The 12,315-nt window shown below is 64.4% G+C and carries 13 protein-coding genes; 2 read left to right on the top strand and 11 right to left on the bottom strand.

The genetic code is table 11. The features are described 5' to 3' along the window. Positions 1–80 precede the first annotated feature (80 nt). The 11 genes from lipB to ACSZPK_RS17320 form a co-directional block, all read right to left on the bottom strand. Entirely contained in the window at positions 81–698 is a 618-nt protein-coding gene (gene lipB, locus ACSZPK_RS17370; protein WP_437882725.1) for a lipoyl(octanoyl) transferase LipB, read from the bottom strand. Beyond that, positions 698–976: a DUF493 domain-containing protein gene (locus ACSZPK_RS17365; protein WP_437882724.1), complete on the bottom strand. Its 279-nt coding sequence runs from the start codon at positions 974–976 to the stop codon at positions 698–700. The genes lipB and ACSZPK_RS17365 overlap by 1 nt, the downstream gene beginning before the upstream one ends. A gap of 59 nt (positions 977–1,035) precedes the next feature. Then, positions 1,036–2,196, bottom strand: a complete 1,161-nt coding sequence (locus ACSZPK_RS17360; RefSeq protein WP_437882723.1) for a D-alanyl-D-alanine carboxypeptidase family protein — start codon at positions 2,194–2,196, stop codon at positions 1,036–1,038. A 95-nt stretch (positions 2,197–2,291) separates the two neighbouring features. Then, positions 2,292–3,317, bottom strand: a complete 1,026-nt coding sequence (locus ACSZPK_RS17355; RefSeq protein ID WP_437882722.1) for a septal ring lytic transglycosylase RlpA family protein — start codon at positions 3,315–3,317, stop codon at positions 2,292–2,294. Further along, positions 3,314–4,333 carry a lytic murein transglycosylase B gene (mltB, locus tag ACSZPK_RS17350; RefSeq protein WP_437882721.1) on the bottom strand — a complete coding sequence of 340 codons (1,020 nt, stop codon included), beginning with the start codon at positions 4,331–4,333 and terminating at the stop codon, positions 3,314–3,316. The genes ACSZPK_RS17355 and mltB overlap by 4 nt, the downstream gene beginning before the upstream one ends. 5 nt (positions 4,334–4,338) lie before the next feature. Beyond that, on the bottom strand, positions 4,339–5,484 hold the full coding sequence (rodA, locus tag ACSZPK_RS17345; protein ID WP_437882720.1) for a rod shape-determining protein RodA: 1,146 nt from the start codon (positions 5,482–5,484) through the stop codon (positions 4,339–4,341). Beyond that, positions 5,481–7,379: a penicillin-binding protein 2 gene (mrdA, locus tag ACSZPK_RS17340; RefSeq protein ID WP_437882719.1), complete on the bottom strand. Its 1,899-nt coding sequence runs from the start codon at positions 7,377–7,379 to the stop codon at positions 5,481–5,483. The genes rodA and mrdA overlap by 4 nt, the downstream gene beginning before the upstream one ends. 9 nt (positions 7,380–7,388) lie before the next feature. Continuing rightward, positions 7,389–7,856, bottom strand: a complete 468-nt coding sequence (gene rlmH, locus ACSZPK_RS17335; RefSeq protein WP_437882718.1) for a 23S rRNA (pseudouridine(1915)-N(3))-methyltransferase RlmH — start codon at positions 7,854–7,856, stop codon at positions 7,389–7,391. Positions 7,857–7,865: 9 nt separating this feature from the next. Then, complete coding sequence (gene rsfS / locus ACSZPK_RS17330; RefSeq protein WP_437882717.1) at positions 7,866–8,216, bottom strand: ribosome silencing factor; 351 nt, start codon at positions 8,214–8,216, stop codon at positions 7,866–7,868. Between the two features lie 7 nt (positions 8,217–8,223). Next, positions 8,224–8,883: a nicotinate-nucleotide adenylyltransferase gene (gene nadD / locus ACSZPK_RS17325; RefSeq protein WP_437882716.1), complete on the bottom strand. Its 660-nt coding sequence runs from the start codon at positions 8,881–8,883 to the stop codon at positions 8,224–8,226. Beyond that, positions 8,883–10,148 carry a glutamate-5-semialdehyde dehydrogenase gene (locus ACSZPK_RS17320; protein ID WP_437882715.1) on the bottom strand — a complete coding sequence of 422 codons (1,266 nt, stop codon included), beginning with the start codon at positions 10,146–10,148 and terminating at the stop codon, positions 8,883–8,885. Before ACSZPK_RS17320 ends, nadD begins: the two co-directional genes overlap by 1 nt. A 162-nt stretch (positions 10,149–10,310) precedes the next feature. On the opposite strand from ACSZPK_RS17320, the gene ACSZPK_RS17315 reads away from it, so the two are divergent. Both ACSZPK_RS17315 and ACSZPK_RS17310 read left to right on the top strand, forming a co-directional pair. After that, on the top strand, positions 10,311–10,985 hold the full coding sequence (locus ACSZPK_RS17315) for a DNA-3-methyladenine glycosylase (RefSeq protein ID WP_437882714.1): 675 nt from the start codon (positions 10,311–10,313) through the stop codon (positions 10,983–10,985). After that, positions 10,985–12,301 carry a bifunctional DedA family/phosphatase PAP2 family protein gene (locus ACSZPK_RS17310; RefSeq protein ID WP_437882713.1) on the top strand — a complete coding sequence of 439 codons (1,317 nt, stop codon included), beginning with the start codon at positions 10,985–10,987 and terminating at the stop codon, positions 12,299–12,301. Before ACSZPK_RS17315 ends, ACSZPK_RS17310 begins: the two co-directional genes overlap by 1 nt. The last annotated feature ends 14 nt before the right edge of the window (positions 12,302–12,315 follow it).

Raw genomic sequence — 12,315 nt, 5'->3', positions numbered from 1 at the left:
TGGATGACGCTCTTTTCATCCACCATTTGCACGGTGCAGTGGTGGATGAAAAGAGCGTCTCCACCCTACGAACTCTGCAATCAGACGTAACCCAGACGCTCGCGCAGCGTCTGTTCCAGGCGCTGTGCAACCTCATCGGGGCTGACCGGCGCATCGAGCAGGTCTTTCATCTGCGCCATCTTCAGACCGGCATAGCCGCACGGATTGATGCGCCAGAACGGCGACATATCCATGTCGACATTGAGTGCGAGGCCGTGGAACGAGCAACCGTTACGAACTCGCAGGCCCAGCGAGGCGATCTTGTCACCGTTGACGTAGACGCCCGGAGCGTCGGCTTTGGGTGCCGCCTCGACGCCGTAGCTGGCAAGCACATCGACCAGTGCCCGCTCCATCGCCGTGACCAAATCACGAACCCCCAGCCCCTGGCGGCGCAGGTTGATCATCAGATAGACCACCAACTGGCCAGGACCGTGGTAGGTAACCTGACCACCACGCTCGACCTGTATGACCGGAATGTCGCCAGGCGCCAGCAGGTGTTCGGGTTTGCCGGCCTGCCCCTGGGTATAGACCGGAGGATGCTGCAGCAACCAGATCTCGTCGGCAGTCCACTGACTGCGCTCGGCGGTGAAGCTGCGCATGGCTTCCAGGGTCGGCAGGTATTCCACCAACCCAAGGTGACGCACGACCAGATCCGCCACTAGAGCACCATGTGCACGCGGCCAGTGGCCTTGAGGTCGAGATGGATGGCTTGCAGTTGCTCCGGCCCGGTGGCCAGGATGCGCACCTGCACGGAAAGGAAACGTCCGGTACGGCTATCGCGCGCAGTGAGGCCGGATACGTCGAAGTCCGGCGCATGGCGCTGGATTACCTCGATGACCATTTCGTGGAATCCCTCCCCCGCCTCGCCGATCACTTTGATCGGGTAGTCGGCACAGGGAAATTCGATCTTCGGGGCTTGAACGTCGGTGTCGGTCATGGTGGCGGGCTTTTCGCCCTCTCCAGAAAAGTCGGGGCTCTTGTCGAGCCCCGCATGGATCAGTTGAACAGTCCGTAGAAGAACAGGCGGATACCGTCCCACATGCGACGGAAGAACCCGCCCTCCTCGACGGCCTCCAAGGCAACCAGGTCAGCGGTCTTCACCACCTGATCCCCCATCTTCACTTCGACCTGGCCGATCACCTGGCCCTGCTGGATCGGTGCGACCAGCTCAGGTGCGAGGGTCATGCTGGCCTGCAACTGCTTGGCCTGGCCCTTGGGCAGGGTCATGGTCAGGTCGGCGGCCATGCCAGCCTTGACCTGGCGCACGGCACCTTTCCAGACCGGCGCCTGGGCCACTTCCTGGCCCTTCTTGTAGAAGGTCTGCGATTCGAAGAAGCGGAAGCCATAGGTCAGCAGCTTCTGGGTTTCCGCAGCACGGGCCTGCTCGCTGTCGGTGCCGAATACGGCGGTGATCATGCGCGAACCTTCACGCACAGCCGAGGACACCAGGCAGAAACCGGCTTCGTCGGTGTGACCGGTCTTCAGGCCATCGACGGTCTTGTCGCGCCACAGCAGCAGGTTGCGGTTGGGCTGCTTGATGTTGTTCCAGAAGAACTCTTTCTGCGAGTAGATGGCGTAGTGTTCCGGCTCGTCGTAGATGATCGCGCGGGCCAGGATCGCCATGTCGTGGGCGCTGGAGTAGTGCTCCGGGTTAGGCAGGCCAGTGGCGTTCATGAAGTGGCTGTTCTTCATGCCCAGGCGCTGGGCGGTGGCGTTCATCATGTCGGCGAACGCATCCTCGCTGCCGGCGATGTGCTCGGCCAGGGCGACACTGGCGTCGTTGCCGGACTGGATGATGATGCCGTGCAACAGGTCGCTGACGCTGACCTGGGTGCCGACCTGGATGAACATGCGCGAACCACCGGTACGCCAGGCGTGCTCGCTGACGGTGACCATGTCGCTCTCGGCGATCTGGCCCTTGGCGATCTCCAGGGTAGCGATGTAGGCGGTCATCAGTTTGGTCAGGCTGGCTGGCGGCAGGCGCTGGTCGCTGTTGTTCTCGACCAGCACGTTACCGCTGGCCGCATCCATCAGTACGTAGGACTTGGCAGCCAGTTGCGGCGGCGAGGGGATCAACTGCTCGGCGGCTTGCGTCAGCGGCGCGGCGATCAGGACAGTGAACAGCGATAGGCATTTGGCAAAGCGGGAGATATTCATCCGTCTCTCTGATGTGGCTATTCAAGGTGGAAGCAGGCGATTGAAAAACCTGCTGCATTCATCATCCCTGGCAACGCCAGGGATGGACGAAATCATCAATCAGGGCGAACCAGGGTCGGCTGGCCAAGGTTGGCCAGGCGCACGCTGTTCTGTACTTGCTGCACTTCACCCTGCGTGCCGATCGGCCCCATCCGCACGCGGTGCAAGATCTGCTGGTTGCGCACCACCGAGCTGATAAACACCTTGGCAGGCACGACCTGGCTCAGCTTCTCCCTGAGGAGTTCCGCAGCGTCCGGATTGGCGAAGGCGGCCACCTGGAGATACTGGCCAGATGCTGCGACTGAATCGTTTTTTTTTGAGTCGATCTGTACCGGCACGGTGGCCTCGGCATGCTGCTGGGGCGGCGGCGTGTACTGTTCGATCGGCTGCATGACCGGAGCCGCGCTGGCAACCGTCACGGCCGGCTGGGCAGCCTGCTGGCTGGCCATCTTCGGCGCCGCCATCACCATCGGTACCGGCCGGCCCTGCCGGGCCCACCATTCGGTGGGGTCGATGCCCTCGACCTTGACCCGTGCGGTGCCTACTTCCGCATAGCCGAGTTTCTTCGCCGCGGCAAAGGACAGGTCGATGATCCGGTCGGAATAGAACGGCCCACGGTCGTTGACCCGCAACACCACGCTACGGCCATTGTCCAGGTTGGTCACCCGTACGTAGCTGGGCAGTGGCAGGGTCTTGTGCGCCGCAGTCATGCCATACAGGTCGTAGGCCTCGCCATTGGCGGTAGCCTGGCCGTGGAACTTGGTGCCGTACCAGGATGCGGTACCTGTCGCGTTATAGCGACGGGCATCGTTGATCGGGTAGTAGGTCTTGCCCAATACCGTGTAGGGGTTGGCCTTGTAGGCGCCGTAGTGCGGCATCGGCACCGCATCGGGGATGCGCGAGACATCCACGTCCCACCAGGGCGCACCATCGCGATGCGGACGGTTGTAGTCGCCTTGCCCTGAAGCGCCGGCACTGGAGTCGACCGTCGGTGCCCGGCTCGAGCTGCAACTCGCCAGGGCCATGACCAGAGCCGCGTACATCAGGCCGCGTAGCGGCAACACGTGCAAAGTGGCGTTCATTGCCCGCTCCGTTTGGCCAGCAGTTGTTCCGACAGTTGGTAAACAGCCATGGCATACATGGCGCTGCGGTTATATCGGGTGATCGTGTAGAAGTTGGGCAGGCCCATCCAGTATTCGTCGCCCTCGGCGCCGTCGAAGCGGAACGCGGTCACCGGGATATCGTCACTCAACACGTCACTGGAGGTCCAGCCGAGTGTCCGCAACTCACCGACATTCTTCACCGGGTCCAGGCCGTCGGTCAGGCCGCTGTCGACCTGATCGCCCTTGACCTGGGCACGGCTGACCACGGGAGCGCCAGCAGTCCAGCCGTGGCGCTTGAAGTAACTGGCGACGCTGCCGATGGCATCGGTCGGGTTGCTCCAGATGTTGATGTGGCCATCGCCGTCGAAGTCCACCGCATAGGCGCGGAAGCTGCCCGGCATGAACTGCGGCAGGCCCATGGCTCCAGCGTAGGAGCCCTTGAGGCTGAGCGGGTCGACCTGCTCCTCGCGGGTCAGCAGGAGCAATTCGCGCAGTTGCTGGCAGAAGAACGGCGCACGCGGCGGGTAGTCGAAACACAGGGTCGACAGCGCGTCGATGCCACGCCAGCTACCGGTATTGCCGCCATAGAAGGTTTCCACGCCGATGATCGCCACGATGATCTGTGCCGGTACGCCATATTCCTTTTCCGCTCGCGCCAGGGCCTCGGCGTTCTGGTTCCAGAAATCCACGCCCTTGCTGATGCGTGCATCGGTGATGAAGATCGGCCGGTATTCCTTCCACGGCTTGACCCGCTCGGCCGGCTTGGAAATCGCGTCGAGGATTGCCTGCTTGCGTTGTGCCTGCTGGAACAGGCCGACCAGTTGCTCGCCGGCGAAGCCATAGTCGCGGGTCATCTGGCCGATGAACTCGGCAACCTGCGGCGAGCCGTCGTAGTCCCCTGCGCTGGCCTGCCCGGCCAGGCCGAGCGAAGCGGCCAGGCCGAGCCATCGAATGCCGCTGATCAGCCGGCCGAATGCATGCTTCAAATTATTCACTCTTGTCAAACCTGCGCGATCCATTTTCGGTGTGTATGAATCGCCATCAAAACCCCAAACCCTGACAACAGCGTCACCAAGTGAGTTCCGCCGTAGCTAATGAAGGGCAGTGGCACCCCAACCACCGGCAGCAGCCCGCTGACCATGCCGATGTTAACGAATACGTAGACGAAGAAGGTCATGGTCAGGCTGCCAGCCAGCAGCTTGCCGAACAGCGTCTGCGCCTGCGCGGTAATGACCAGCCCCCGGCCGATCAACAGCATATAGACGAACAGCAGGATACACACGCCGACCAGGCCGAACTCTTCGCTCAGGACCGCAATGATAAAGTCCGTATGGCTTTCCGGCAAAAAATCCAGATGGGATTGCGTACCCAGCAGCCAGCCCTTGCCCAGGACACCACCGGAACCGATGGCCGCCTTGGATTGGATGATGTTCCAACCGGCCCCCAGCGGGTCGCTTTCCGGGTCGAGGAAGGTCAGCACCCGCTGCTTCTGGTAGTCGCGCAGGACGAAGTGCCACATGCCCCAGGCCACCGGCACCAGCACGGCCACTGCGCTGGCGATCCAGCGCCAGGGCAGGCCGGCCATGAACAGCACGAAGGCGCCCGAGGCGAGGATCAGCATCGCCGTGCCCAGGTCCGGCTGCTTGAGGATCAGCACGAAGGGAACGCAGATCAGCACCAGGCTGATGACGATGTGCTTGAGCTTGGGTGGCAGGTTATGCCGGGCCAGGTACCAGGCGATGGTCGCCGGCATGATGATCTTCATGAACTCCGAGGGCTGGAAGCGGATCACCCCCGGAATGTTGATCCAGCGGGTCGCGCCCATGGCCGTGTGGCCCATGATCTCGACCACGCTGAGCAGGCCGACGCCGACCACATAGCCCAGCGGCACCCAGCGCGCCATGAAGCGCGGCTCGAACTGGGCGACGAAGATCATCGCCACCATGCCCAGGCCGAAGGAGCTGGCCTGCTTGACCAGCAGGTCCCAGTGCTTGCCGCTGGCCGAATACAGCACGAACAGGCTGCCGACGCCGAGGACCAGCAGGATCAGCAGCAACCAGCCATCGATATGCAAGCGTTGCAGCAGCGTGGCGCGGCGCTTGAGCACGTCTTCCTGGGAAATGGTGCGGTCGAAGTTGTTGCTCATGGTTTGACCTTCGGCTCCAGGAGCACCGTCTTGTCGGAACGGTATTCGGGTTTCAACTGGCCATCTTCGCCAAGCAGCCAGGCATCCATCACCTGCTTGAGCATCGGCGCCGCGAGGCCGGAACCGGACTCGCCGTTCTCGACCATGATGGCGATGGCGATCTTCGGGTCTTCCGCCGGGGCGAAGCCGATGAACAGGGCGTGGTCGCGATGGCGCTCGTCCAGCTTGCTACGGTCGTAGCGCTCGCCCTGCTTGATTGCCACCACCTGCGCGGTGCCGCTCTTGCCGGCGATGTGGTAGGCGGCGGTGTCGCCCATCTTGTTCGCGGTGCCGCGCGGTGCGTGGACCACGGCCTCCATGCCGTTACGGGCATAGTCCCAGAAACGCGGGTCGCGCAGGGTGATGTCCGGCATCGGATCGGGATCGACCGGCGGCACGCCCTCGATGGTCTTGGCCAGGCGCGGGCGAATCCACTTGCCGCGCATGGCCACCAGCGAGGCCGCCTGGGCCAATTGCAATGGCGTGGCCTGCATGTAGCCCTGGCCGATACCGAGGATCAATGTCTCGCCGGGATACCAGGCCTGGCGATAACGACCGCGCTTCCAGTCACGCGAAGGCATCAGGCCCGGCGCCTCTTCGAACATGTCCAGCGAGACGCGCTGGCCGAAGCCGAAGCGGCTCATGTATTCGTGCAGGCGGTCGATGCCCATCTTGTGGGCAAGATCGTAGAAATAGGTGTCATTGGAACGCATGATCGCCGATTCGAGATCCATCCAACCGTCGCCCGAGCGATTCCAGTTGCGGTATTTATGATCGTAGTTCGGCAGTTGATAGAAGCCCGGATCGAACACCCGCGAGGTCGGCGTGACCACCCCGGCATCGAGGCCGGACACGGCGACCATCGGCTTGACTGTCGAGCCCGGCGGATAAAGGCCGCGCAGCACCCGGTTATACAACGGCCGGTCGATGGAGTCGCGCAGGTCGGCATAGGCCTTGAAGCTGATGCCGGTGACGAACGGGTTGGGATCGAAGCTCGGCTGGCTGACCATCGCCAGCACCTCGCCACTCGATGGCTCGATGGCGACCAGGGCACCGCGCTTGCCGGCCAGGGCTTGTTCGGCCGCGGCCTGTAGCTTGGAGTCGATGGTCAGGACGATGTCATTGCCCGGCTTGGGATCGGTGCGATTGAGCACCCGCAGGACCCGGCCACGGGCGTTGGTCTCGACTTCCTCGTAACCCACCTCGCCGTGCAACTGGTCCTCGTAGAAACGCTCGACGCCGGTCTTGCCGATATGGTGGGTGCCACTGTAGTTGACCGGATCGAGCTTCTTCAGCTCCTGTTCGTTGATGCGCCCGACATAGCCCACCGAGTGGGCGAAGTGCTCGCCCAGCGGATAGTGCCGTACCAGTTGCGCCACCACGTCCACGCCAGGCAGACGGAACTGGTTCACCGCGACCCGCGCGATCTGTTCCTCGGTCAGCTCGAACAGGATCGGTACCGGTTCGAACGGGCGCCGGCCCTGGCGCATGCGTTTCTCGAACAACACGCGATCATCCGGCGTCAGCTCCAGCACCTCGACGATGCTGTCGAGCACCTGCTCCCAGTTCCCCGCCCGCTCGCGGGTCACGTTGAGGCTGAAGCTGGGGCGGTTGTCGGCAATGATCACGCCATTGCGGTCGAAGATCAGCCCACGGGTCGGCGGGATCGGCTGCACGTGAACGCGGTTGTTCTCGGACAGGGTCGAGTGGTACTCGTACTGGATCACCTGCAGGAAATACATGCGCGCGATCAGCGCCAGGGTCAGCAGCAACACCACCACCGCACCGACGACGACGCGACGACGCACCAGGCTGGCGTCCTTCTCGTGGTCCTTCAGTTGAATCGGTTGCGGCATCGGCGGCTACTACTTGTGGTACGGATGGCCGGACAGCACGGTCCAGGCCCGATAGATCTGTTCGCCGACCAGGATGCGCACCAGCGGATGCGGCAACGTCAGCGGCGACAATGACCAACGCTGCTCGCTACGCGCGCAGACCTCTGGCGCCAGGCCTTCCGGCCCGCCAACCATGAGGTTCACCGTGCGCGCCTCCAGGCGCCAGCGATCCAGTTCGACAGCCAGTTGCTCGGTGCTCCAGGGCTTGCCTGTGACCTCGAGGGTGACGATGCGTTCGCCGGGCTGGACCTTGGCCAGCATCGCCTCGCCTTCCTGACGGATCAGGCGGGCGACATCGGCGTTCTTGCCACGGGTGCCCAGCGGGATCTCCAGCAGATCCAGGGCCAGCTCGGCAGGCAGGCGCTTGGCGTACTCCTGCCAGCCATCCTCGACCCAACGCGGCATGCGCGATCCGACGGCGATCAACTTGATGCGCATGGCGCCGACTTATTCCTGATGCTGGGCGCGGCTCTGCTCGGCCCCCTGCCACAGACGCTCAAGGTCATAGAACTGGCGAGTGGCGCTCTGCATCACATGCACCACCACATCGCCCAGGTCGAGCAGCGCCCACTCGCCGCCGTCCAGGCCTTCGCTGCCGATCGGGCGCACGCCGTGCTCCTTGACCTTCTCCAGGACATTGTCGGCCAACGACTTGACGTGGCGGCTGGAGGTACCGCTGGCGATCAGCATGAAATCGGTGACGCTGGTCTTGCCGCGCACATCGATGGTGGTGATGTCTTGCGCCTTGAGGTCTTCGAGGGCGTCGATCGCCACTTTGACCAGTTCTTCGTTTTGCATTTCTACCTCATGAATCGGTTTGCGCACGGTACAGCCCGTGCGTCTGGATATAGGTCAGTACCGCGTCGGGCACCAGGTAACGCACGGAACGCCCCTCACCCAACAGCTGACGAACCTGGGTGGCGGACACCGCCAGCGGCGTCTGCCAGATGAAACTGATCTGCCCACCCGGCCCGGCCAGGGTCAGCGGATCGATCACGTTGCGCGCGGCGATCACGTCGCGCAGCGCCTCGGGCGCCTCGCTATCGGCATCCGGCCGCTGCAACACGAGAATGTGGCTGTGCTCCAGCAACTCCTGCCAGCGATGCCAGCCCGGCAGACCGCAGAAAGCATCCCAGCCGAGGATCAGGAATACCTGGTCGTCCTTGCCGAGTTCTGCACGCACCGATTCCAGGGTGTCGATGGTGAACGACGGCTTGTCGCGGCGCAGCTCACGGTCATCCACCGTCAGCCGTGTCTCGCCTTCCACGGCCAGGCGCACCATTTCCAGGCGCTGCTCGGCACTGGCCTGCGGCGTGTCACGGTGCGGCGGCCGCGCGCTGGGAATCAGGCGCAGTTCGTCCAGTTCCATGAACTCGGCCACTTCCAAGGCACCGCGCAGATGCGCGATGTGCACCGGGTTGAAGGTGCCGCCGAGAATCCCGATACGCCGGGGTCGAGTCGCCATCAAGTACGGACGTGCCCGTCGCCGAAGACCACGTACTTCTCGCTGGTCAGGCCGATCAGGCCGACCGGGCCACGGGCGTGCAGCTTGTCGGTGGAAATACCGATCTCCGCGCCCAGGCCATATTCGAAGCCGTCGGCGAAACGGGTCGAGGCGTTGACCATCACCGAGCTGGAATCCACCTCGGTGAGGAAGCGCCGCGCATCGCTGAAGTTCTCGGTGATGATCGCGTCGGTATGCTGCGAGCCGTACGTATTGATGTGCTCGATGGCCGCATCCAGCGAGTCGACCACGCGGATCGCCAGGATCGGCGCGTTGTACTCGGCGTACCAGTCGTCCTCGGTGGCTTCCAGCACGTCGCTGCCGAGCAGCGCGCGGGTCGCTGCGTCGCCACGCAGCTCGACGCCTTTTTCGCGATAGATGGCGGCCAGCGGCGGCAGCACGCGATCGGCGATGGCCTCGTGCACCAGCAGGGTTTCCATGGTGTTGCACGGCGAGTAGCGCTGGGTCTTCGAGTTGTCGCAAACGCGGATGGCCTTGTCGAGATCGGCGGCGATGTCGACATAGACGTGGCAAACACCATCCAGATGCTTGATCACCGGCACCCTGGCCTCGCGGCTGATGCGCTCGATCAGGCCCTTGCCACCACGCGGGACGATGACGTCGACGAACTCCGGCATGGCGATCAGCGCGCCGACGGCGGCACGGTCGGTGGTCTCGACCACCTGCACGGCGCTGGCCGGCAGGCCGGCTTCGGCGAGGCCGGCCTGGATGCAGCGGGCGATGGCCTGGTTGGAGTGGATCGCTTCCGAACCACCGCGCAGGATGGTGGCGTTGCCCGACTTCAGGCACAGGCTGGCGGCGTCGATGGTCACGTTGGGCCGCGACTCGTAGATGATGCCGATCACGCCCAGCGGCACGCGCATCTTGCCGACCTGGATGCCCGAGGGCAGGTAACGCATGCCCTGGATCTCGCCGATGGGGTCAGGCAGGGTGGCGACCTGGCGCAGGCCTTCGATCATGCTGTCGATGACCTTCGGCGTCAGTGCCAGGCGGTCGAGCATCGCCGGCTCCAGGCCATTGGCCCGGCCGGCGGCCAGGTCCTTGTCGTTGGCGGCGACCAGTTCGTCGCGGGCGGCATCGAGGGCAGCGGCGGCGGCGTGCAGGGCACTGTTCTTCTGCGCGGTGCTGGCGCGCGCGAGCAGGCGCGAAGCCTCGCGGGCCGCGCGGCCAAGGCGGGTCATGTAGTCGAGCACGGACTCAGTCATGGTCTCGGAATGCCAGGCAGTTGAAAAAAGGGGCTGATTATAGCGGGCATGCCTCGCGCCGCACAGCACTGGCGGACAGCCGTAACATGGCGGCACAAGATTCGAGCGCTCGAGCGCGCCTGATTGCTAAGATCGCCCCCTCACGATTGCCCAGGACCTGCCATGCGCGCCCTGCCAGACGCCTTCTTCAATCGCGACGCGCAGATCGTCGCCCGCGAACTGCTCGGCAAGATCATCCGCCACCGTCATCAAGGCCACTGGCTCGCCGCCCGGATCATCGAGACCGAGGCCTACTACGCTGCCGAGAAGGGCAGCCACGCCTCGCTCGGCTACACGGAAAAGCGCCGTGCCCTGTTTCTCGACGGCGGGCACATCTATATGTACTACGCCCGTGGCGGCGACTCGCTGAACTTCAGCGCCGAAGGCCCCGGCAACGCCGTGCTGATCAAATCCGCCGCGCCCTGGCATGACGAGCGCTGCAGCCCTGACAGCCTGGCGCGCATGCAAGCCAACAATCCGGGCAGCCAGGGTCTGGCGCGACCGCTGGACAAGCTTTGCGCTGGCCAGACCCTGCTCTGTCGCGCCCTCGGCCTCAAGGTGCCGGACTGGGATGCCAGGCGCTTCGATCCCGAACGGCTGTTCGTCGAGGACCTCGGCCTACGTCCGGCCGCCATCGTGCAAACCACGCGCCTGGGCATTCCGAGTGGCCGCGACGAGCACCTGCCCTACCGTTTCGTCGATGCCGCCTTCGCTCGCCAATGTACCCGCAACCCTTTGCGCCGAGGTCAGGTCCAAGGCATCGACTATCAATTGCTGGACAACGAGGAAGCCTGTTGATGAGCGAATGGTTGCAGGGCATGAGCCAATGGCTGGAAGCCAACCCGGAATGGCTGGGCGTGAGCCTGTTCCTGATCGCCTGCCTGGAATGCCTGGCCATCGCCGGCATCATCATCCCCGGTACCGTGGTGCTGTTCAGCATCTCGGTGCTGGCCGGCAGCGGCGCCCTGACCTTGTGGGAAACCCTGTTGCTGGCCTACGCCGGCGGGCTGCTCGGCGATGCCCTGTCGTACTGGATCGGCAAGCGATTCCACCAGGGCATCCGCCAGTTGCCAGGTTTGCGCCAGCACCCCGAATGGCTGGGCAGCGCAGAAACCTACTTCCAGCGCTACGGCGTCGCCAGCCTGCTGGTCGGGCGCTTCATCGGCCCGCTGCGCCCGATGCTGCCGATGGTCGCGGGCATGTGCAACATGCCACTGCTGCGCTTCATCCTGGTCAGCCTGCTCGCCGCGGCCGGCTGGGCAGTCGCCTATACCCTTCCCGGCTGGGCCACTGGCGCGGCCTTGCGCCTGCCGCTGCCGGAAGGATTCTGGAAGCAGGCGGCCCTGGTTGCCGCGCCGCTGGCCGTGACGCTGCTGATCATCATCCAGAGCAGCCTGGGCAGGAAACGCTGGGCCAACCCGGCGAGCGCCACCCTGTGCGGTATGTTGCTGCTCGCCCTGATGCTCGGCTGGCCACACATGACGGCCCTGGACCAGGGGCTGATGACCCTGATCCAGGAGCAGCGCCACGCCGCCCTGGACAGCGCGGCCCTGCTGATCACCGGCATGGGCAACTTCGCTACCCAGGTCGCCGCGGCGGTCTTGGTCACGCTGTTACTGCTGTTTTGCCGCCACTGGCGTGCGGCGCTGTTCTTCGCCTGCTGCACCGGGCTTACCGCGCTGGGCAATACCGGACTGAAGATGCTGTTCAACCGGGCACGCCCCGAGGTGCTGCTACAGCCACTGGAAACCTTCAGCTTTCCCAGTGGGCACAGTTCCGGCGCTTTCGCCTTTTTCCTCGCCCTCGGCCTGCTCGCCGGGCGTGGCCAGCCGGCCCGCATGCGCCTGACCTGGTTGCTGCTGGCCGGCCTGCCGGCGCTGGCCATCGCCCTGTCGCGGGTCTACCTCGGCGTGCACTGGCCAACCGATATCCTGGCCGGCTCGTTGCTCGCCGGTACGGTCTGCGCCGCTACGCTGGCGGTGTTCCAGCGCGAGCTGCCCCTCGCGGCCTTGAGCGCGCGGGCCTGGTGGCTGGTTCTGCCGGCGGTGCTGGCACTGCTGTCGGGCGTCAGTGCCTGGGCATTGCCGACGGCATTGCTGAGGTATCAGTACTGAGTGCAAGCGGCAAG

Origin of the sequence: Pseudomonas sp. LRF_L74, assembly GCF_965644255.1 — a bacterium.
In the GTDB taxonomy this organism is placed as follows: domain Bacteria; phylum Pseudomonadota; class Gammaproteobacteria; order Pseudomonadales; family Pseudomonadaceae; genus Aquipseudomonas.
The sequence above is the reverse complement of the archived record's forward strand: the minus strand, read 5'-3'. Positions and strand labels throughout refer to the sequence as shown.